This is a genomic window from Curtobacterium sp. BH-2-1-1 (assembly GCF_001806325.1).
In the GTDB taxonomy this organism is placed as follows: domain Bacteria; phylum Actinomycetota; class Actinomycetes; order Actinomycetales; family Microbacteriaceae; genus Curtobacterium.
The window spans coordinates 693,595-714,191 of sequence record NZ_CP017580.1; the positions used below are offsets into that span (position 1 = coordinate 693,595).

Sequence of the window (20,597 nt, forward strand, 5' to 3'; positions counted from 1 at the left end):
TGCGAGCCCGCCCGCCCCGCGAGCGGGCGGAACACGCACCGCTCACCGCGCCGACCCGACGGAATCCGCCCGCTCGCGGTAGCCGCCGGTCCAGGAGGCGCGACCCGCCCCCGCCAGGCCGCCCCGCGCCTCCAGGCGGCCACCCACCCCGCGAGCGGGCGGAACACGCACTGCTGGCCGCGTCGACGCGGCACGTACCGCCCGCTCGCGCGCGCCGGCCGGCGGATCCGTACCTCCGAGCCCGGGCGACACTAGTGTCGGAGAGGTGACCAGCGCGCTCCTCACGGACCAGTACGAACTCACCATGGTCGACGCGGCCCTCAAGGACGGCACGGCCGACCGCCGGTGCGTGTTCGAGGTCTTCGCCCGCCGACTGCCGGACGGCCGCCGCTACGGTGTCGCCGCGGGCCTCGGCCGGTTCCTGACCGCACTGACGGACTTCCGGTTCGGCGACGACGAGATCGCGTTCCTGCGCGACCGCGGCGTCATCGATGCCGGGACGGCGTCGTACCTCGCCGACTACCGGTTCACCGGGGACATCCGGGCCTACCGCGAGGGCGAGGTCTTCTTCCCGAACTCCCCCGTCCTCCAGATCGAGGGCACCTTCGCCGAGGCCGTCGTGCTCGAGACCCTCGCGCTGAGCATCTTCAACGCCGACAGCGCGATCGCGAGCGCCGCCGCACGCATGGTCTCCGCTGCCGACGGTCGTCCGCTCGCCGAGATGGGCTCCCGGCGCACCGGCGAGTGGAACGCCGTCGCCGCCGCCCGGGCCGCGTACATCGCGGGCTTCGGGGCGACGAGCAACCTCGAGGCCGGGCGCACCTGGGGCATCCCGACGATGGGTACCGCGGCGCACGCGTTCACGCTCCTCCACGACTCGGAGGAGGACGCCTTCCGATCGCAGATCGACGCCCTCGGGACCGGCACGACGCTGCTCGTCGACACCTACGACATCGAGGCCGCGGTCGACACCGCGGTCCGGCTCACCGACGGCAAGCTCGGCGCCGTCCGCATCGACAGCGGCGACCTGCCGTCCGTCGTGGCGTCGGTCCGCGCACAGCTCGACCGGCTCGGGGCGACCGACACGAAGATCACGGTCACGAACGACCTCGACGAGTACACGATCGCGGCACTCCGCGCGGCGCCGGTCGACTCCTACGGCGTCGGGACCTCGGTGGTCTCCGGATCGGGCCACCCGGCCGCGGGCATGGTCTTCAAGCTCGTCGCACACCGCGACGCGAGCCACCGCGACCCAGCCGACGGCGGTGCGAACGACGACGGCTGGGTCCCGGTCGCGAAGAAGTCGGCCGAGAAGGCCACCGTCGGCGGACGCAAGCAGGCCGGCCGCCGCCTCCGCAACGGCATCGCCACCGCCGAGGTCGTGCTGACCACGGGTCAGGTCGGGCCGGACGAGCGCCCGCTGCTCGTCCCCGTGGTGACGAACGGCGAGGTGGACCCGGCGTTCCTCGGCGTGCAGGGCGTCGAAGCGGCCCGCGCGCACCACAAGATGGCGAAGGCCGAGCTGCCCGCCGACGCGTCGCGCATCGGTCGGGGCGACCCGGCCATCCCCACGCTCGTCATCTGAGCGTCGGCGTCACTCCGCCTTCATCTTCTCGTAGATCGCCTTGCAGTCGGGGCAGACCGGGAACTTCTCGGGGTCGCGCCCGGGGATCCACTTCTTCCCGCACAGCGCCTTGACGGGCTTGCCGGTCAAGGCCGACTGCAGGATCTTGTCCTTCTTGACGTAGTGCGAGAAGCGCTCGTGGTCGCCGGGCTCGATCGCCTCTTCCTCGAGGAGCTTCTCGAGCTCGCGGTCCATCACGTCGAGGCCGCCACCGGGTTCCGTCATGCTCATGCGTCCAGGGTACGACGACCGGGCGCGCGCCGCGACGGTCCGCGACGCGCGGGGGGCGTGGCCGACCCGTGACGGCCTGGAGGCGCGGGGCGGGGTCGACCCGCGCCTCCAGGCCGTCAGGTGGTCACCCCGGGAGGCGACCCGGCTCAGTTGCGCTGCGCTGCGGCCAGCAGGTCCGGCCCGTGGCGGTCGAAGAGGCGACCGCCGATCGCGACGCCCGCCACCAGCACGACCACGCCGACCAGGACCCCGACGACGAGGGTCAAGACCCCCCACGGCTCCGGGCCGTCGACGAACGCGAGCACCGCGAGCCAGGCCGCGGGGACGGAGCAGACCAGGATGCCTACCACCATCGACGACTGCGCGACCGAGGCGAGGACACCGGCGGCCTGCGGCTGCTGGAAGGGGTGGTCGCCCGGTCGGACGGTCGGGTACGGCAACAGGACGGACACGACGCTCGACAGTCCGAGGCCGGACAGGAGCGCGCTCGTGCTCACGCCGACCAGCAGCGGGAAGGCCGTCCAGTCGCCGAACAGCCACGCGGAGACCCACGAGCCGGCGACGAGTGCGGGGATGCCCACGGTGAGCACCGGCACGAGGCGACCGAGGCGGTCGCTCCAGCCCGGGGCTCCCGAGGCGACGTGCAGCCACACCGCGGTGTTGTCGTACGAGACGTCGTTGTGCGGCAGGAAGCCCGCGATGAGCGCCATCAGCGGCAGCGGCACCAGGGCGGTCCAGTGCCACGGCACGCCGGCCACCCCGAGCGGGATGACGACGAGCGGGACGAACACGATGATCAGGTAGGACGCGCGGTACCGCGGGTCGCGTCCCCAGTAGGTGAGGGCCCGTGCAGCCACCGCGCCGACGGGCGTGGAGCCGAGCGTGTCGAACCATCCGAGGCCCCGGTACCGACGGGTCCGCGCACGGCCGTCGACGGTCTCGAGCGCCCGGCCGACCACGGCCCACCAGGCGAGGCCGAGCAGGGCCACGACGACCACCGCGATGACGAGCTTGACGATGCCCTCGCCCACACGGCCGCTCGCGACGTCGGCCGGGACGGCCCAGGCGGCGCCCCACGGCGTCCATCCGGCGATGTCGGCGACGCGCTGCATCTCGGCGCCGGCCGGGTCGAGCCAGTCGACGCGGAGCAGGAGCGAGACGGCCGGGATCGCCAGCACGACGATCACCAGCGCGACCAACCAGCCGGCGTCCCGCGACCGGTGCGGTCCGATCAGGGACGCACCGACGGCGCTGCCGACGCGGATGAGCAGCGCGCACGTGGCGATGGCGAGGAGGGCGGCGACGACGCCGAGGACGTCGACACCCGCACCGCGCATCCACGCGACCGACTGCGCGACGGCCACGACGGCGACCGCGACGACCGGGACCCCGATGAGTCCGGCGACGCCGAGCCCGACCGCCAGGTCGCGTCGGCCGATGCCGAACACGGTGAAGCGCCGCGGATCGAACTGGTCGCCGCGCCCGACGACGAGGGGGACGACCGTGAACGCGAAGGCGATGAGCGTGCCGACCGGGACGACGACCGAACGCGCGACCTCGGGTGCGGCGTCACGGAGCCCGACGACCTCGATCGCGACGAGCACCGCGGCGACGAGTCCGGCGAGGCTGCCGAGCACGACGAGGACCGACCGGCGGGCGCTCCCGCGGACCTCGCCCGCGAGCAGGTCCGCCCTCAGCCGGAGAAGCTGTGCAACCATTCCATGCTCTCTGCCACGACGCGGCCGCCCGCGAGTTCGACGAACTTGTCCTCGAGGCTCTTGCGCCCGCGGACCTGCGCCATCGTGCCGGAGGCGAGGACCTTGCCGCCGACGATGATGGCGACGGAGTCACAAGTGCGCTGCACGAGCTCCATGGAGTGGCTGGAGAGCACCACCGTGCCGCCCCCGCGCGTGTAGCGACGGAGGATCTCGGTGATGGTCGCTGCGCTCACCGGGTCGACGGACTCGAACGGTTCGTCGAGCACGAGCACCCGGGGCGAGTGGATGAGCGTCGCCGCGAGGGCGATCTTCTTCGCCATGCCCACGGAGTAGTCGGCGACCTGACGGCCGAGCGCCTCGCCGAGACCGAACGCCTCGGCCAGGTCACTGCTGCGCTTGCGCGCGGTGGCACCGTCGAGCCCGCGGAGGGTCGCCGAGTAGTACAGCAGCTGCGCGCCGGTCAGCCGGTCGAACAGCCGGAGCCGGTCCGGCAGCACGCCGAGGTCCCGCTTGGCGGCGGTCGGGTCGGCCCACACGTCGTGGTCGAGCACGGTCACGCTGCCGGCGTCGGGGCGCAGGAGTCCGGTGACCATCGACAGGGTGGTCGTCTTGCCGGCGCCGTTCGGGCCGACGACGCCGAAGATCGAGCCCTGGCGGATCTCGAGGTCGACCTCGTCGACGGCGAGGGTCTGGCCGTAGCGCTTCACGAGGCCGTCGGCACGGAGGACGACGGGCTGCTGGGGCTGCTTGGCCGTGGGCGCGGGGCGCTTCGTGCCGCTCGGGCGCTTCTTCGCGGGCTTGGTGTCGGGCGCCGGGGTGTCCGCTGCGGTGTCGGCTGCTGCCGTGTCCGCTGCGGGGTCCGTGGCGGTTGCGGTGTCCGTCGGGGTCGCGCGGTCGGTCGGGGTCGCGCGGTCGGTCGCGTCCGTGCCGGCGGTCGCGTCCGTCTCGTCCGCCCCGTCGCGCGGGCCAGGAGGCACGGCACCGGTCGTCCCCGCCGTCTGCGTCGGGCGGGTGGCACGTCCCTTGCCGCCGCGCGCCTTGGCAGGGCGGCGACCGGTGGTCGTCGGCGCCACCGCCTGCGCGGCGACGCGGTCCGCCCCCGTCTCCGTCTCCGTCGTCTCGGTGGCCGTCGTGTCGTCGGTCATCGTGTCCTCAGCGGAGGCGTCGTGTGCATCCCCGTCCCCCATGTCGTCGTCAGCGGCGTCTCCCGCCGCGGTGGCGTCGTCGTCCTCGGCGGCCGCGTCGTCCGCGGTGTCGTCGTCGCCGTCGGCGGCCGCTTCGGCCTCGGTGTCGGCGTCCGCTTCCTCGGTCAGCCAGGCAGCGTCCGACGTGGCGTACACGTCGTCGTCGTCCCCTGCTGCTGCGGCCACCGCCCCACCGTACCAACGCTCACCGGACAGCGGGGGACGCCTCGGGTGCAGTGTCCCGAATCCCCGGCGCTGTGTCACGAATTGAGCACGAAGCGGCCGAGACCGTACCCCGGTGGAGGGTCGTTCCGTATCATTCACCGAGGCACGACGAAGTGTTCACCACTTGGAAACCTGCCCCGGCCGGTGTCCCCGTGACGATCCCTCCCTGCGAATGCGCGCAGAGACGGCGGTCTTCCCGGGCAGATCGGATCTTCCGGGAGCACACTCGACGAGGCCCGCCCGTGCCCCAGGGCGCGCGGGCGGACACCAGAAGGGACCAGCATGACCACGCAGATCGTCATCCTCGCAGCGGGGATGGGCAGCCGCCTCGGGCGCAGCCTGCCGAAGCCGCTGACCGAACTGAGCGACGGCCGCACCATCATGCAGCAGCAGTTCGACAACATCCGTGCGGCGTTCGGTTCGAGCGCACGCGTCACGATCGTCGTCGGCTACAAGTCGGAGTACATCGTCGAGGCCTTCCCCGAGGCGAACTTCGTCTACAACGAGTCCTACGACTCCACGAACACCTCGAAGAGCCTGCTCCGCGCCCTCAAGGCGACGGGCAAGGGCGGTGTGCTCTGGATGAACGGCGACGTCGTCTTCGACCCGCGTGCCCTGGTGCGTGCGGCCGACATGATCGACGAGGACCGCTCGTTCGTCAGCGTCAACACCGACAAGGTCTCCGACGAAGAGGTCAAGTACACCGTCGACGCCGAGGGCTTCATCCACAAGCTGTCGAAGCAGGTCGTCGGCGGCCTCGGCGAAGCCGTCGGCATCAACTACGTGTCCTCGAAGGACAAGCAGGCGCTCATCCGCCAGCTCGGTCGCGTCGACGACCAGGAGTACTTCGAGGGCGGCATCGAGGCTGCCATCGCCGAGGACGGGCTACTCTGGAGCCCGATCGACATCTCCGACCTCTACGCGGTCGAGATCGACTTCGCCGAGGACCTCGAGCGCGCGAACAACCTGTTCGCCTGAACCAGCGTCAAGACCCCCTCGGCGGTTCCGCCCGAAGGGAAACCGTGACCACAGCGAGTGCGCCGACCGCGCCCGCGGCTGCCGCACCAGCGGCGTCCCGGAGCGCCGGTCGGCGCTATCGTCATGCCCTCTGGCTGCTGACGATCCGAGACCTCCGCGTCCGCTACTCGACCTCGGCGCTCGGCTACTTCTGGTCGATCCTCGACCCGCTCGTGATGTCGGCGATCTACTGGTTCGTCTTCACGCAGGTGTTCCACCGCGGGTCGGTCGGCGAAGAGCCGTACATCGTGTTCCTGCTGTCGGCGCTGTTGCCGTGGATGTGGTTCACCGGTGCCGTCTCGGACTCCACGCGGGCGTTCATAAAGGAGACCAAGCTCATCCGGTCGACGACGATCCCACGCAGCATCTGGGTCGCCCGGGTCACGGCGTCGAAGGGCATCGAGTTCCTCCTCAGCCTGCCGGTGCTCGCCGTGTTCGCGATCGCGACGGGGGCGCACTGGCACTGGGAGATCGCGCTCTACCCGCTCGCGATCGTGCTGCAGTGCGCGCTCGTGTACGGGCTCGGCCTGATCGTCGCGCCGCTCGTGGTCTTCTTCCGTGACCTCGAGCGTGCGGTGAAGCTCGTGCTCCGGTTCCTCTTCTACGCATCGCCGATCATCTACGGCACGTCGGCACTGCCCGACAAGCTGCACGACCTCGCGGCCTTCAACCCGCTCAGCGGCATCTTCGGCATCTACCGCGCGGCGTTCTTCCCGTCGCAGCTGAACTGGTTCGAGGTCGGGGTGTCCGTCGTCGTCACCGTCGTCGTCCTCGCGATCGGACTCGTCGTGTTCCGCCGCAGCGAGCACCGCGTCCTGAAGGAGCTGTGATGACCGCCACCGAGCAGACCAGCCGCAGCGCGACGGTCGCCCCCGTGATCTCCGTCCGCGACGCCGGCATCCGGTTCAAGCGCAACCGTCGGGCGAGCCGGAGCTTCAAGGACCTCTTCGCCGGCAGCAACCGCCGCAAGCGCGCGGACGAGTTCTGGGCGCTCCGGGGTGTGTCGTTCGACGTCCGCCCGGGTGAGGCGATCGGGGTCGTCGGCCGCAACGGTCAGGGCAAGTCGACGCTGCTGAAGCTCGTGGCCCAGGTCATGCTCCCCGACGAGGGACGCATCCACGTCGGTGCCGGGGTCGCACCCCTGATCGAGATCACCGGTGGCTTCGTCGGAGACCTCTCGGTCCGCGACAACGTCTACCTCACGGCGGGACTGCACGGCATGTCCCGGGCCGAGATCCGCGACGCCTTCGACGAGATCATCGAGTTCGCCGAGATCGGCGACTTCGTCGACACCCCGTACAAGCACCTGTCGAGCGGCATGAAGGTGCGCATCGCGTTCGCGGTCATCTCGCGCCTCGACGAACCGGTGATCCTGGTGGACGAGGTCCTGGCGGTCGGCGACAAGGGGTTCCGCGAGAAGTGCTACAAGCGGATCGAGGAACTCCTCGCCGGTGGCCGCACGCTGTTCTTCGTCTCGCACAGCGACAAGGACCTCCGCCGCTTCTGCGAGCGTGGGCTGTACCTCGACAAGGGTCGCCTGCAGCTCGACGGCACGATCGAGGAAGCACTGCAGCGGTACTCGTCCGACTACGCCGTCTGACCACCGATCCCCGTCCACAACCAGGGTCCCCCGGGCCGCTCTCCACAGCCGCCACTCCCCCGAGCCGAACCGGCCCCCGGACGTCAGACCCTCACCCTACGGTGACGGCATGCACCACCCGACACCGGCCTACCCCGTCCCGTTCTCGATCGACCGTTCCCGCGCTCCGCGCCGCTACGACCTGCTGAACACCGGCGACGAACCCGTCGACGGCATCTCGCTCACCCACCTCGGCACCGGCTACTGCCCGCCGCTCGCCGTGCACCGGCTCGAACCGGGTCGGTCGCTCTCGATCGCCGTGTTCGGCGCCACCACCGACGACACGGGCGTGGTGATCGTCCGCTGGCGTCGACCGGACCGCTCCGAGTACCTCTGGCGGATGTCCCTCGTGGGTGACGCCCGTGCTGCCTGACCGTCCTCGTCGTGCCACCGCTGACCGGTGGGTCCGGGTCGGTCCCTCAGTCCTCGCCGCGCGCCGCCGCGACGGTCTGCCAACGGGCGAGCAGCCGTTCGACCGCGTCGTGCAGCCGCTTCGTCGCCGCACCGGGCGTCGTGTCCCCGAAGTACCGCTCGACCCAGTGCTGCAGCTTCGCGAGCTCGGCGGCGTCGTTCGCCGCGGCGTCGACCCGCGCGACGACGTCCTGCGCATCGGACGCCGTCAACCAGTTGGCGTCGCTCAGGTACCCGCGCTCGTCGACGTCCGCCTCGGGCGAGACCGGCCGGGTCACGATGAGCGGCTTGCCCACGGCGAGCCGGTCGTAGATCATCGCGCTGATGTCCGTGATCGCCACGTCCGCTCCGGCGAGCTGCCACCCCAGCTCGGCACCGTCGTCGTACACGTGGTGGGCGCCCGGGTCGGCGGCGTTGGCGCTCGCGATGGCAGCGACGATCCGCTCGTGCGCCGCCTTGTACGCGGCGTCGCGCACACCGCTGCGGGGGTGCGGCCGGTAGACGAGCCGGTGCGTCGGCGACGCGAGCACCCGTTCGGCGATCGTGGTGCCGTGGCTCGCGATCGACCCGTAGGCGGCCGCTGCGCGGTCCCCCTCCCACGTCGGCGCGTAGAGCACGACCGTGCGGTCGTCGGCCGGGTACGGCGCGGCGCCGGCGAAGTGGTCGGCCTGCGGGCGACCGATCGAGATCGTCCGGGCATCCAGGTCGTAGTCCCACAGGGCGTCCGACAGCCGTCCACGAGCGGCGTCACCGGCGATCAGGGCGTAGTCGTACGCCTTGAACTGGTTCGTCGTCATGTACATCTTGTCGCTCTCGCCGTGGTTCACGAAGACGTGCCACATGCGCCCGTACCGCATCATCTGGAAGTTGCGGGCGTTCTGGTTGACGTAGAAGACGATCTTCGGGGCCTGCTGCTCGACGAACTGCTCGAGGTCGACGACCTGGCGCGCGTAGACCACGGGCACCGGGGACTCCTCGAGCAGGGTGAGCATGGTCCCGGGGCTCCGCGCGATGATCGCGACCGGGTGGGTCGCCGCGAGTTCGGCGAGGGGGGCGTACCACTGCCGCACCTGGTACATGTTCACGGGGCCGTCGGCGAAGTAGACGGCGATCTCCACGGTGCCCGGAGCAGGGGCCGCCACCGACGGCAGTCGGCGTGCGAGTTCACGACGGCTGCGTCGCGACTTGAGCAGGCGGTCGGCGAGCCGCAGGGCCGTGCGCGCGTCGCTGATGATCGGCATGGTCTCTCCTCCTGGGTCCGGGGACGGTTCGGTGCGGGCGGGTCAGACGACGGGCGGACGGCCGGCGAGCGTCATGCGGCCGATCGTGAGCCAGCCCATCACGTGCACGGGACCGCAGTCGCTCCGCCAGCCTTCACGGACGCCACCGAACCAGGTGGCGAGCCGCTGCGGGTGTCGCCACCAGCGCGCGACCTGGATCGCCGCCCACGACCCGACGTACAGCGGTCGGAGCACCGCCGGCAGGTTGCGCCGAGCCAGCCAGACCCGGTTCCGGGCGTTCAGCCGGTAGTACTCGGTGTGGCGTGCCGGGTCGATCGCGGGGTGGTGCGCGACGAGGTCCCCGGCGTACCAGGTCCGTCGGCCGGCATCCCACACGCGCCACGCGAGCTCGATGCCCTCGTGCGCGTAGAAGTACTCCGTTCCCCAACCGCCGGTCGCGCGGTACACGTCCATCGGCAGGACGACCGCCCCTTCCCACACCGAGAACACCGGCGACGAGTGGTCGGGCTCGCCCTTGCGGATCCGCGGGATCCAGCGCGTCGGGTTCGCAGCGCCGGTGGGGTCGACGACCCGGGGTTGCACGAGACCGAGCGACGGATCGCGCTCGAACAGGTCGATCGCGTCACGCAGGAACGTCTCCGACGGCACCGAGGCGTCGTCGTCGAGGAAGAACACGTAGTCGCCGTCGACCACCTCCGCCCCGGCGTTCCGCCCGGCGGGGATGCCCACGTTCTCGGGCAGGGCCAGCGCGCGGACGCCCTCGGGCAGACCGGTCGGCTCCCATCCGTTGCCGACGCACACCACGTCGAGGTCGACGTCCTGCTGCGCGAGCACGCTCTCGAGTCCACGACGCAGGTCGTCCGGGCGGGTCCCCTGCGACAGGCTCACCACGGCGACCCGGGGCCGCTCGCGGTGCGGGACGGCGTGACGACGGAGCGTGCCCGGGGTCACCCGCGGACCCGCTTCGACGAGATGATCGCCACGAAGTGCCCGAACGTCGCCAGGATCGCCAGCGGCAGGAGCGCGCCCACCAGGATCCGGTCGGCCAGGGGATGACCGATCACGAGCGCCAGCAGCGCGAAGACGAACGCGAGGATGCTCAGCTCGACCGAGTGGTACAGGCGGTGGAACGGCAGGAACCGCGCGGCGCGACGCAGCGTGGCGAGCCGTCGTCCGGACGGGGCGGTGCCGGCGTCGCGACGGTCGACGAGCTTGTCGAGCCCGGCGTTCGCTCGTGCGACGTGCACCATGTCGTTGAGCGCCTTGTTGAGGACGATCACGAGTCCCAGCGCGCAGCCGATCGTGGTCCACATCCAGTCCGCGCCGTGGATCGGCCACGTGGCCGCACGGACGCCGAGTGCGATGGGGATGAGTCCCTCGGTCGTGTAGTGCCCGACCTTGTCGAGGAACACGCCGGCGGGCGACCGGGTCCCCCGCCACCGGGCGACCTCGCCGTCGCAGCAGTCGACGAGCATCTGCAGCTGCCCGAGCACGAGCGCGAGCGCCGCGCCCCAGATGCCCGGGATGAGCAGGGCGGCCGCGACGCTCCACCCGACGAGGATCATCAGGCCGGTCACCTGGTTCGCCGTCACGCGGGTCTTCAGCAGCACCCACGTCAGGTACGGCGAGACGTCCCGCAGGTACAGCGACGCCGTCCAGTGCTCGGCGTTCGCCCGCGAACGGACCTCGTCCGGTTGGGCGACGGCACGGAGTTCGGCGATCGAGGTGGGGCGGGCGTTCCCGCGGCCGGTCGTGTCATCGGTCAAGAGGTCAGGTCACCGTCCCGTGTGCGTGGTCAGCTCGGACGTCCGGGTCAGGAAGCCGATGATGAAGCCGAGTCCCCACCCGACGTGGATGCACGGCAGTACCACGACGAGCCAGAGGAGCGTCGGCAGCCCCGACCGCCGGGCGACCGCGACGGCCCCCAGCACGACGAAGACGATGTAGACGGCGGGCACCACGAAGCCGAGCAGCGCCCACGCCGCCCACGTCCCGAGTGCGGCGCCGATGATCCCGACGATGCCGGCGACGATGCCGAGCGCCATCGCGGCGACCATGGCCGGGGGCACGAAGTAGCGCAGGCCGTTGTTGGCGGGGAACCGGCGGGCGAGCTCGCCGCGCCACAGCCCCGTGGCGACGAACTGGCGGACCAGACGCTTCAGGCTCGGCCGCGGGCGGTACGTGACGACGAGCTCCGGGGTGAACCACACCATGCCACCGGTCTGCCGGAGGCGCCGGTTGAGCTCCCAGTCCTGGCCGCGCTTGATGCCCTCGTCGAACAGCCCGACCTCAAACAGTCGGTCGCGCCGGAACACGCCGAGGTACGCCGTCTCGGCCGGACCGGCCTGGCCGCCGACGTGGTGCGGCGTGCCACCGAGCCCGACGCGGCTGCCGTACGCCAGCGCCACGGCGCGTTCGAACGGGGTCCGCCCCTCGGCGCGCATGATCCCGCCGACGTTGTCCGCGCCCGACTCCTGCAGCACGCGCACGGCGATCCGCGTGTAGTCCTGCGGCAGCACCGAGTGCGCGTCGACACGGACCACGACGGGGTGCACGGACGCGCGGATCGCCACGTTCAGCCCGGCGGGCGTGGAGCCGGCGGGGTTCTCGATCGCGCGGATCCGGGGGTCGGCGGCGCTCATCTCGGCGACGAGTTCGTTGGTGCCGTCGATCGACGGGCCGAGAGCGAGGATGACCTCGAACGGACCGGAGTAGTCCTGCTCGAGCAGACTCTGGACGGCTGCCCGGACCTCGGTGACCTCGTTGAGGACGGGCATCACGTACGAGACGCCCGGCAGGGGCTGTCCGTCTGTCTGCATCGGTACCTCGGGGTCCTCACCTGGGTGCACGGGACGCACCGCGGACGGTGCCGCCCCGCAAGAGCGACCCTGAGCCTATCAAGTCGCCGCGGGTCGTCGGGGCGACCGGCAGACGGACGGGAGGCACGGTGCCAGCTGGCACCGCGCCTCCCGTCCGTCGCTGGTCGCGTCAGCCCTTGTAGGTGCCGAGCGTGACGTCCGCCTCGCGCGTCTGACCGCCGCGGATGAAGGTGATCGTGGTCTTCGCGCCACCGGCGAAGTACCGCACCTGTGCCGTGAGGTCGGTCGCGTCGGACACCGTCGCCGAGCCGATCTTCGTGACGACGTCGCCCTTCTGCAGGCCGGCCTTGGCAGCCGCGCCACCGGACGACACCGACTTGATGAGGCCGCCCATCTGCGTGGCGTTCGCGTCCTCGGCGGCGTCGCCCACGGTCGCACCGAGCAGCCCGTGCGTGGCGGAGCCGTTGTCCTTGATCTCGTTCGCGACCCGCTTGACGAGGTTCGACGGGATCGAGAAGCCGACGCCGATGCTGCCGGACTGGCTCGACGACGAGTCGGACGAGCTGCCCGCGCTCGCGATGGCCACGTTGATTCCGATGAGCTTGCCCTTGGAGTCGAGCAGCGCACCACCGGAGTTGCCGGGGTTGATCGACGCGTCGGTCTGGATGACCGGCAGCGAGACGGTGCTGTTCGTCGACGAGTCGCTGCCGTTGCCGCCGTTGCCCCAGAAGTCGAAGGGACCGCCGCTCGAGCCGTTCCCGCCCTCGTTCGAGTCGCCGCCCTCGGTGGGAGCGCTCGAGGTGACCTGGATGCTGCGGCTCAGGGTCGAGACGATGCCGTCCGTCACCGTGTTCGACAGGCCGAGCGGCGCGCCGATTGCCACCGCGGTGTCGCCGACGTTGAGGTCGGACGAGTCCGCGAAGCTGATCGGCTTCATGTCGGTCGCGTCGATCTTGATGACCGCGAGGTCGACCGTCGGGTCCGTGCCGACGAGCTTCGCCGGGTAGATCTTGCCGTCCGACGTCGTCACGGTGATCGTGCCGTTGGAGCTGTCGCCGTCGAGCGTCACCACGTGGGTGTTCGTGACGATGTAGCCGTCCTTGCTGAAGACGACGCCGGAACCGGTGCCGGCTTCGCTGCTCGACGAGACGTTGATCGTGACCACCGAGGGGGTCGCCTGCGCGGCCACCGCGGTGACGACCGTGGCGTTGTTGTAGTCGTTGACGGTGAGGTTGCCGCCGCCCTGCGCGCTCGAGGACCCGACGACGTTGCTGCCGCCCTGCGTGTTGGACGCGGCGAGCCAGCCAGCGCCGCCGCCGACGAGGCCGGCGATGACGACGCCGGCGATGATCGGGAGGGCGAGGCGGCCGCGACCGGTGCCGGTGCGGCGGCCGGGGGCTGCGGCTCCGGCGCCTGCTCCGGCTGCGCCTGCTGCTCCGGCGGCCCCGGCGTCGAAGTAGTGGCCGTTGCGCTGGTTCGAGCCGTCGATGTCGCCGAATGCGCTCGTGGCGGCCTGGGCGGACGGGGCTCCGGCGTACTCGGAGGCCGATGCAGGCGCCGAGGTCGGCTGGGCGTACTCGCCGTAGCGGGGCTGCTGGCCGTACTGCGCCTGCTGTCCGTACTGCGACTGGCCGTGCGGCTGCCCGTACTGCTGCTGGCCGTACTGGGTCTGGCCGTACTGCTGCTGGTCCTGGCCGTACTGCTGCTGGCCGTACTGGGACTGCTGCGCGTGGTCGGTGCCGTACGGGGTGCCGTGCGCGCCGTACCCGGCCGGAGCCCGGCCGTACTGGCTCGTCTGGCCGTACTGGTTGGGCTGGCCGTTCTGGTCCGGCTGGCCGTACTGGCTCGTCTGACCGTACTGGCTCGTCTGACCGTGCTGGCTCGTCTGGCTCGTCTGACCGTTCTGGTCCGGCTGGCCGTACTGGCTCGTCTGGCTCGTCTGGCCGGCGTCGGAGTCGTGCTCGGACAGCGTCGGGTACGGCGCTGTGTACCGGTCGGTCGGGTGGTCGTTCGAGGCCGCGATGACATCGGTGTCGCTCGCGGGAGCGATCACGTCAGTGTGGTCCGCGGAGCCGTCGTTCGGCGAACGGTCGCTCGTCGGAGCATCGCTGCTCGGAGCGTCGTCGCGGAACGCGTGGTCGAAGTGCTCGGAGTCGTTCGGCGAAGCGTCCTCGGATGCGGCCTTCGCGGCCGCGTCGTCCGGACGGATGTCGTCGCCCTGCCCGTTGGGCGTGGTGTCGGTCATGCTGGACGTGCTCCTTTCAAGCTCGTGCAGTCTGTCGCACCCACCTGAGCGGTGCTCCTGGTGACGCTGCAAGCGACCTATGGCGATCTTATGCGTGGGCTGTGCGGCCGTTCCCGAGATGCCCTCGGCCGGCCGCTAGGTTGGGGTCCGTTCAGCGCCGCGAGTGCGGTCGACACCTCGGAGGGAACCACATGCGTCACGCAGGACCCTGGTTGCGAGCAGCAGAGGGAGCGATGCTCCTCGGCCCGGACGGCGTCCCCGCGCCGACGGTGTTCGCCGAGATGAGTGCGCTCGCGGCGGCCACGGGCGCGGTCAACCTCGGGCAGGGCTTCCCGGACGAGGACGGTCCCGCCGAGGTCCTCGAGGCAGCGGTCGCAGCCATCCGCGACGGCGTCAACCAGTACCCGCCCGGACGCGGGACCCCGGACCTCCGGGCGGCCATCAGCGAGCACCAGGCCCGGTGGTACGGCCTGGAGGTCGATCCCGACCGCCAGGTGCTCGTCACCGCCGGCGCGACCGAGGCCCTCGCCGCGACGCTCCTCGCCCTGGTGGAGCCCGGCGACGAGGTCATCACCTTCGAACCGTTCTACGACGCGTACGGCGCGCTCATCGGTCTCGCCGGCGGGACCCACGTGACGGTGCCGTTGCGGGCTCCCGACTTCCTCCCGGACGAGGACGCCCTCCGCGCCGCGTTCTCCGACCGGACCCGTGCGGTGCTCGTGAACACCCCGCACAACCCGACCGGCCGTGTCCTCCCGACGGAGGTGCTCACCACGATCGTCGAACTGGCCACGAAGTACGACGCCGTGATCGTCACCGACGAGGTGTACGAGCACCTGACCTTCGACGTCCCGCACGTCCCGATCGCCACCGTGCCCGGTGCCGCCGATCGCACCGTGACCATCTCGAGCGCTGGGAAGACCTTCAGCACCACCGGCTGGAAGATCGGCTGGCTCACGGCGGCACCGGCGCTCGTCGACGCGATCACCACCGTGAAGCAGTTCCTGACGTTCGTGAACGGCGCGCCCTTCCAGCCCGCGGTGGCGACCGGGCTCCGGCTGCCGGACAGTGTGTTCGCCGGCATCGCCGCCGAGCTGTCCGCCAAGCACGACCTCCTCGCCGCCGGACTCCGAGCGGCCGGCTTCGAGGTGATGCGCCCGGACGGCGGGTACTTCGTCATCGCCGACACGGCCGCACTCGGGTACGAGGACGCCCGGGCGTTCTGCCTGCAGCTCCCCGAGCTCGCCGGGGTGGTCGGCGTCCCGGTCTCGGCGTTCGTCCGACCCGATCACGCCGACGGCTACCGGTCACTCGTGCGGTTCGCCTTCTGCAAGCGGCGCTCGGTGCTCGAGGACGCCGCCGCTCGGCTCGCCGGTCTCGCCCTGCGCGGCTGACTCCCCCGCGGTCGGGCGGGCCGGACCCGCCCGCCACCGCGAGCGGGCGGTATCAACCCGACCCGCGCCTCCAGGCCCACGCATTTCGCCCGCTCGGCGCCGGCGTGCCACCGCGCCCCCACCACGAGCGGGTGAAACAGCGCCCGATCGCCCCTGCCGAGCGGCGCATTTGGCCCGCTCGCCGCGAGCGCCGCCGCGCGCCACGGCGAGCGGGCGGAATCGACTCCGCTCGCGCCTCTAGGCCCATGCATTTCGCCCGCTCGGCACGAGCACCACCGCGCCCCCACCACGAGCGGGTGAAACAGCGCCCGGTCACCCCTGCCGAGCGGCGCGTTTCGCCCGTTCGCCACGCGCGCCACGGCGAGCGGGCGGAATCGGATCCGCTCGCGCCTCCAGAGGGGTGTATTTCGCCCGCTCGCGGGGGCGCACACGCGCACGCCTCCCCGGCGCACCGCCGCGCGGGTCAGGGGCGGGGCGTGACCTCGTAGCGGCGGAGCGCCAGCGACGGATTCGTGCGGCGCACGGCGTCCGTCACGGCAGTGTCGATCCCCGCGACGAGCATCCCCGGGACCGCCCCGGCAGCGGCGACCGCGACGCCCGAGGGGTCGAGGACGACCGAGCCTCCGATGCCGACCGGCGGCGTCTGTCCCACCCCGACCACCCACACGGTGTTCTCGATGGCACGGGCGGTGAGCAGCGTCCTCCAGTGGTGCTCCTTGCCGGGGCCACGGACCCACTCGGCGGGCAGGACCACGACGTCGGCGGCGCCGTGTTCGGGTGCGGCCAGGCGCCGGGTGACCTCGGGGAACCGCAGGTCGTAGCAGGTCTCGAGGCCGACGCGCAGCCCGCCGAGCTCGAACACCGGCAGCTGTTCGGGGTCGCCGGACTCGATGTGGTCCGACTCCTTCGAGCCGAACGCGTCGTAGAGGTGCACCTTCCGGTACGTCGCAGCGATAGACCCGTCGGGCAGGACCGCGACGAGGGTGTTCCGGAAGCGGTCCGGGACGTCAGCGGCTTCGGCGACGCCGACGATGAGGGCGATGCCGACCTCGCGGGCGACGGCCTGCAGACCGGTGACGAACGGACCGCCCAACGGTTGGGCGGCGGCCACGAACCGGTCGTCGATCTCGGCGGTGAAGTACGAGGTGTACTCCGGCGTGACGAGGAGGTCGGCGTGTCGGGCGGCGGCGTCGACTGCCGCGCCGCGGACGGTCTCGAGGTTCGCGACGGGGTCGTCCACGGGTGCGAACTGCGCCGCGGCGACGGTGAGGGTGCCCATCCGCCGAGCGTACCGGGCGGCCCGAGACTCGGCTCCGCGGACGTTCCTCGCGCAGTGCGGGCGCGAAACTGTCCGCCCGGCCGAGACTCGGCGCCGCCCACCCGCACACGCGCCCACCGGCACCGCACACGCAGGCCAGCACCGCACGCATCAGCCAGCACGCGCACACGAAGAAGGCCCCGGTCCGACTGGACCGGGGCCTTCTCTGTGACGCTTGGTTGCGGGGGCAGGATTTGAACCTACGACCTCTGGGTTATGAGCCCAGCGAGCTACCGAACTGCTCCACCCCGCGGCACGTTGAACAGCCTACACGGGGCCGTGGCGGGGCACAAATCGAGTGCCCCGCCACGGTGTGTCTAGTTCCCGCCCTCGGCCTCGGTGGCGGCCTGGATCGCGTCCTGCAGCCGCTGGTCGGCCTCGGCAGCGGCGACCAGGTCGTTGTCCGCGTAGGCGTCCTGGCGGTCCTGCAGCGCCTGCTTGGCGTCGTTCAGGGCCTTCTGCAGCGCCGCATTGTCGACCGTGCCGGAGCCGGACGAGCCCGAGGACGCACCGGAGTCGGAACCCGACGACCCGGAGTCCGACGAACCCGAGTCGGAACCCGACGACGCACCCGAGTCACCCGAGTCACCCGAGCCACCCGACGCACCGGAGTCACCGGCCGACGCACCCGAATCGCCACCGAAGAGGCTGTTGAGCGCCTCGTCGAGGGTGTCCTCGAACGCGATCTTGTCGCCGAACGCCACGAGCACCTTCTGCAGCAGCGGGTACGAGCCGCTCGACGTCGACTGCACGTACACGGGCTGCACGTAGAGGAAGCCGCCACCCACCGGGAGCGTGAGCAGGTTGCCCTGCTTCACGGTCGAGTTCCCGCGCTTCAGGATGTTCAGCTCCTGCGAGACTGTCGAGTCACCGTTGAAGAGGCTCTGCACCTGCCCGGGCCCGGGGATGTTGTCCGTCTTCGGCATCGTCAACAGCGTGAGCTTGCCGTAGCCGGACCCCTTCTTGCCCTTCCCCGCGCCTCCGGCATCGGAGTCCACCGCGAGGTACCCGGTCAGCACGTTCCGGTTGTTCGCGCCGGCCGACTGCTGCGGGATGTAGGTCGTGTACAGCGTGTACGCGGTCCCCTGCCCCGGCACCTTCATCGTGAGGTAGTACGGGTCCTGCAGGTTGCCCTTGGCCGTCGTCGTGGTGGTCGCCCCGAGCGCGTTCGTGCCCGAGTTGGTCGTGGTCGACGCGTCCGAGGTGTCGGTGTCGTTCGTCCCCGAGGTCGGTTCCTGCGGCACGTTCCAGGCGTCGTCACCCGAGTAGAACGAGTTCGCGTTCGTGACGTGGTAGGTGCCGAGGATCGACCGCTGCACCTTGAACAGGTCGGTCGGGTACCGCACGTGGTCGAGCAGCTCCGCGCTCATGCTCGACACGGGCTTCGTCGCGGTCGGGAAGATCTTCTGCCACGTCTTGAGCACCGGGTCCTTGGTGTCCCAGGCGTAGAGCGTCACCTTGCCCGTGTACGCGTCGACCGTGGCCTTCACCGAGTTCCGGATGTAGTTGACCTGGTCGGTCCGGTACGCCGAGCTCTCGGCACCCGCGATCGTGTCGGAGAGGCTCTGGCTCTGCGAGTACGGGTACGCGTCGCTCGTCGTGTAGCCGTCGACGACCCACTGGATGCGGTGGTCGACGATCGCCGGGTACGCGTCGTTGTCGAGGGTCAGGTACGGCGCGACCTTCTGCACGCGCGTGATCGGGTCGCGGTCGTAGAGGATCTGCGAGTCCTGGTTCACGGCGTTCGACAGCAGGATCTGCTCGGACTGGAACTTCGCGGCGTAGACGAGCCGGTTGAAGAAGTTGCCGATGCTCGGGCCGCCGTCGCCGGCGTACGTCGTCGTGGCGTTGCCGCCGCTGTCGTCGTTCTCGTCCGAGCCGGACGGGTAGTCGAGCTCGACGTTCTTCGAGCCCTTCGGCGCACCGACGATCGAGTACGCCGGCGAGGTCTCACCGAAGTACACGCGCTGCTGGAAGTCGCCGAGGGCACCGTTGGACGGGATCCCCGACTCGAGGAACACCGGCTTGCCGTCGCTGGCGCGCTGGTTGCCGTACGCCGCCGTCACGCCGTAGCCGTGCGTGTAGACGAAGGCGCGGTTGTACGGGGTGTTCGCCTGCGCGCTGAGTCCGTCGAGGTCGATGTCGCGGACCGCGATCACGGTGTCCTCGGTCTCGCCCTTGACGTCGTAGCGGTCGACGTCGAGCTCCTTCGGGAACTGGTAGTACTGCCGGTACTGCTGCAGCTGGCTGAAGGTGTCCGAGACGATCTTCGGGTCGATCAGGCGGATGTTCGCCGTCGTCTGGGCGTCCTGCGCGAGGGCGCCGGAGCTCGCCTCGGTCGTCGCGTCGTAGTTCTGCTCCTGGACGCCCGCGACACCGTAGGCGTCACGGGTCGCCTTGATGTTCCGCTCGATGTACGCGGACTCGAACGTCCGCTCCGAGGGCTTCACCTGCAGGCGCTGGACGATCCACGGGTAGATGCCGCCGATGACGATCGCCGCGACGAGCAGCAGCCCGGTACCGACGATCGAGATGCGCCAGCGGCCGATGACCGCGGTCACGATGAAGAGGATCGCCACGATCGCCGCGATGCCCGCCATGATCTCGCGACCCGGGATGACGGCGTTCACCTCGGTGTACTGCGCACCGGTGATGAGCGAGTTCGACTTCGTCAGCGCGGCGTACTGGTCGAGCCAGAGGCTCACGGCCTGCAGCGCGACGTAGACGGCGGCGGTGATCGCGAGCTGGATGCGCGCGGCCTTCGAGATCCGGACCTCGCGGCCGCCGAAGCGCATCGCGCCGTACAGGTAGCACGCGGCGAGCGCGGCCAGCCCGGCGATGAGCACCACGGCCGACGAGTACGCCACGATCGCGCGCCAGAACGGCAGTTCGAACACGTAGAAGCCGATGTCGAGCCCGAACTGCGGGTCGGTCTTGCCGAACGGCGTCCGGTTGAAGTACTCGAGCACCATGGTCCACCGGCCGGCGGTCGACAGCCCGGCGAAGATGCCGAGCACGACCGGGATCCCGATCATGACGGCACGGCGCAGCGGTTCGATGACCTGCTGGTACCGGTCGAGCTGCGAGTTGAGCTTCGCGTAGACCGGCCGGAACCGGAACGCGATCGCGATGCTCGCGTAGACGGGCACCGCCATCCCGAGGAACCCGGCGAGGAACATCAGGGTCCCGGCGATCCACCGCGTGGTCAGGACCTGCTGGAAGCCGAGCTGCGCGAACCACGCGTAATCGGTGTACAGGCTCGCGAAGATGAAGAAGGCGATCACCAGTGCGGCCAGCACGATGATCGTGACCACGATCGGGACCCGCGGCGAACGCCGCCCCGAGGTGGACGAGGTTGTCGTCACTTGATGTGCTCCAGACGTGTCGAACCGGCGGGCCCGGCGCGGCGGGCCGTCAGTGCATCGATCCTATGTGGCGCGAGCACCCCTGAAACTGTACGGAGACTCAGGATGGTGGGTCGCGCCTCCTGGAACACGGCTCGGGAGGCACGGATCGCGACGGCCGCGGACG

At 71.0% G+C, this 20,597-nt stretch carries 16 protein-coding genes and 1 tRNA gene; 6 read left to right on the forward strand and 11 right to left on the reverse strand.

Annotated features, from left to right (window positions below; all coding sequences use genetic code 11):
• Positions 1-304 precede the first annotated feature (304 nt).
• Positions 305-1,585, forward strand: a complete 1,281-nt coding sequence (locus BJK06_RS03165) for a nicotinate phosphoribosyltransferase (RefSeq protein ID WP_070419171.1) — start codon at positions 305-307, stop codon at positions 1,583-1,585.
• Positions 1,586-1,594: 9 nt separating this feature from the next.
• On the opposite strand, the gene BJK06_RS03170 is transcribed toward BJK06_RS03165, so the two are convergent.
• The 3 genes from BJK06_RS03170 to BJK06_RS18095 form a co-directional block, all read right to left on the reverse strand.
• Entirely contained in the window at positions 1,595-1,855 is a 261-nt protein-coding gene (locus BJK06_RS03170) for a DUF3039 domain-containing protein (protein WP_092384164.1), read from the reverse strand.
• Between the two features lie 146 nt (positions 1,856-2,001).
• Positions 2,002-3,573, reverse strand: a complete 1,572-nt coding sequence (locus BJK06_RS03175) for a hypothetical protein (protein WP_070416668.1) — start codon at positions 3,571-3,573, stop codon at positions 2,002-2,004.
• Entirely contained in the window at positions 3,549-4,943 is a 1,395-nt protein-coding gene (locus BJK06_RS18095) for an ABC transporter ATP-binding protein (RefSeq protein WP_258027687.1), read from the reverse strand. Before BJK06_RS18095 ends, BJK06_RS03175 begins: the two co-directional genes overlap by 25 nt.
• A gap of 321 nt (positions 4,944-5,264) precedes the next feature.
• On the opposite strand from BJK06_RS18095, the gene BJK06_RS03185 reads away from it, so the two are divergent.
• The 4 genes from BJK06_RS03185 (at position 5,265) to BJK06_RS03200 (ending at position 8,011) form a co-directional block, all read left to right on the forward strand.
• Positions 5,265-5,960 carry an NTP transferase domain-containing protein gene (locus tag BJK06_RS03185; RefSeq protein ID WP_070416669.1) on the forward strand — a complete coding sequence of 232 codons (696 nt, stop codon included), beginning with the start codon at positions 5,265-5,267 and terminating at the stop codon, positions 5,958-5,960.
• Between the two features lie 44 nt (positions 5,961-6,004).
• Positions 6,005-6,829 (forward strand): ABC transporter permease, encoded by an 825-nt coding sequence (locus BJK06_RS03190; RefSeq protein ID WP_070416670.1) that lies wholly within the window; start codon positions 6,005-6,007, stop codon positions 6,827-6,829.
• On the forward strand, positions 6,829-7,599 hold the full coding sequence (locus BJK06_RS03195) for an ABC transporter ATP-binding protein (protein WP_070416671.1): 771 nt from the start codon (positions 6,829-6,831) through the stop codon (positions 7,597-7,599). Before BJK06_RS03190 ends, BJK06_RS03195 begins: the two co-directional genes overlap by 1 nt.
• 109 nt (positions 7,600-7,708) lie before the next feature.
• Positions 7,709-8,011: a hypothetical protein gene (locus BJK06_RS03200; protein ID WP_070416672.1), complete on the forward strand. Its 303-nt coding sequence runs from the start codon at positions 7,709-7,711 to the stop codon at positions 8,009-8,011.
• 46 nt (positions 8,012-8,057) lie between these two features.
• Here BJK06_RS03200 and BJK06_RS03205 read toward each other — a convergent pair whose 3' ends face one another.
• The 5 genes from BJK06_RS03205 to BJK06_RS18890 all read right to left on the reverse strand — a co-directional run bounded on the left by BJK06_RS03205 (position 8,058) and on the right by BJK06_RS18890 (position 14,354).
• Complete coding sequence (locus BJK06_RS03205; protein WP_070416673.1) at positions 8,058-9,290, reverse strand: CDP-glycerol glycerophosphotransferase family protein; 1,233 nt, start codon at positions 9,288-9,290, stop codon at positions 8,058-8,060.
• 42 nt (positions 9,291-9,332) lie between these two features.
• Positions 9,333-10,241: a glycosyltransferase family 2 protein gene (locus BJK06_RS03210; RefSeq protein ID WP_070416674.1), complete on the reverse strand. Its 909-nt coding sequence runs from the start codon at positions 10,239-10,241 to the stop codon at positions 9,333-9,335.
• Positions 10,238-11,056, reverse strand: a complete 819-nt coding sequence (locus tag BJK06_RS03215) for a CDP-alcohol phosphatidyltransferase family protein (protein ID WP_070416675.1) — start codon at positions 11,054-11,056, stop codon at positions 10,238-10,240. The genes BJK06_RS03210 and BJK06_RS03215 overlap by 4 nt, the downstream gene beginning before the upstream one ends.
• Before the next feature lie 9 nt (positions 11,057-11,065).
• Positions 11,066-12,109 (reverse strand): glycosyltransferase family 2 protein, encoded by a 1,044-nt coding sequence (locus BJK06_RS03220; RefSeq protein WP_070416676.1) that lies wholly within the window; start codon positions 12,107-12,109, stop codon positions 11,066-11,068.
• Between the two features lie 169 nt (positions 12,110-12,278).
• A complete protein-coding gene (locus tag BJK06_RS18890; RefSeq protein ID WP_083295017.1) occupies positions 12,279-14,354 on the reverse strand; it encodes a S1C family serine protease in 2,076 nt (691 codons plus the stop codon).
• 191 nt (positions 14,355-14,545) lie between these two features.
• Between BJK06_RS18890 and BJK06_RS03230 the strand changes: the two genes are divergently transcribed.
• The gene (locus BJK06_RS03230; protein ID WP_070416677.1) at positions 14,546-15,748 is read left to right on the forward strand and encodes an aminotransferase class I/II-fold pyridoxal phosphate-dependent enzyme; all 1,203 of its coding nucleotides are present in this window, start codon (positions 14,546-14,548) and stop codon (positions 15,746-15,748) included.
• Between the two features lie 463 nt (positions 15,749-16,211).
• On the opposite strand, the gene BJK06_RS03235 is transcribed toward BJK06_RS03230, so the two are convergent.
• The 3 genes from BJK06_RS03235 to BJK06_RS03245 form a co-directional block, all read right to left on the reverse strand.
• The gene (locus BJK06_RS03235) at positions 16,212-17,027 is read right to left on the reverse strand and encodes a carbon-nitrogen hydrolase family protein (protein WP_070416678.1); all 816 of its coding nucleotides are present in this window, start codon (positions 17,025-17,027) and stop codon (positions 16,212-16,214) included.
• A 215-nt stretch (positions 17,028-17,242) separates the two neighbouring features.
• Positions 17,243-17,319: transfer RNA gene (locus BJK06_RS03240), tRNA-Met, on the reverse strand.
• A gap of 64 nt (positions 17,320-17,383) precedes the next feature.
• A complete protein-coding gene (locus BJK06_RS03245) occupies positions 17,384-20,380 on the reverse strand; it encodes a UPF0182 family protein (RefSeq protein ID WP_181015139.1) in 2,997 nt (998 codons plus the stop codon).
• Positions 20,381-20,597 lie beyond the last annotated feature (217 nt).

Bases quoted from the DNA above. Each gene is read 5' to 3' on its own strand.
- BJK06_RS03205 (WP_070416673.1), bottom strand. From the start codon at position 9,290: ATGCCGATCATCAGCGACGCGCGCACGGCCCTGCGGCTCGCCGACCGC.
- BJK06_RS03195 (WP_070416671.1), top strand. From the start codon at position 6,829: ATGACCGCCACCGAGCAGACCAGCCGCAGCGCGACGGTCGCCCCCGTG.
- BJK06_RS18890 (WP_083295017.1), bottom strand. From the start codon at position 14,354: ATGACCGACACCACGCCCAACGGGCAGGGCGACGACATCCGTCCGGAC.
- BJK06_RS03200 (WP_070416672.1), top strand. From the start codon at position 7,709: ATGCACCACCCGACACCGGCCTACCCCGTCCCGTTCTCGATCGACCGT.
- BJK06_RS03230 (WP_070416677.1), top strand. From the start codon at position 14,546: ATGCGTCACGCAGGACCCTGGTTGCGAGCAGCAGAGGGAGCGATGCTC.
- BJK06_RS03185 (WP_070416669.1), top strand. From the start codon at position 5,265: ATGACCACGCAGATCGTCATCCTCGCAGCGGGGATGGGCAGCCGCCTC.
- BJK06_RS03235 (WP_070416678.1), bottom strand. From the start codon at position 17,027: ATGGGCACCCTCACCGTCGCCGCGGCGCAGTTCGCACCCGTGGACGAC.
- BJK06_RS03165 (WP_070419171.1), top strand. From the start codon at position 305: ATGGTCGACGCGGCCCTCAAGGACGGCACGGCCGACCGCCGGTGCGTG.
- BJK06_RS03170 (WP_092384164.1), bottom strand. From the start codon at position 1,855: ATGAGCATGACGGAACCCGGTGGCGGCCTCGACGTGATGGACCGCGAG.
- BJK06_RS03175 (WP_070416668.1), bottom strand. From the start codon at position 3,573: ATGGTTGCACAGCTTCTCCGGCTGAGGGCGGACCTGCTCGCGGGCGAG.
- BJK06_RS03220 (WP_070416676.1), bottom strand. From the start codon at position 12,109: ATGCAGACAGACGGACAGCCCCTGCCGGGCGTCTCGTACGTGATGCCC.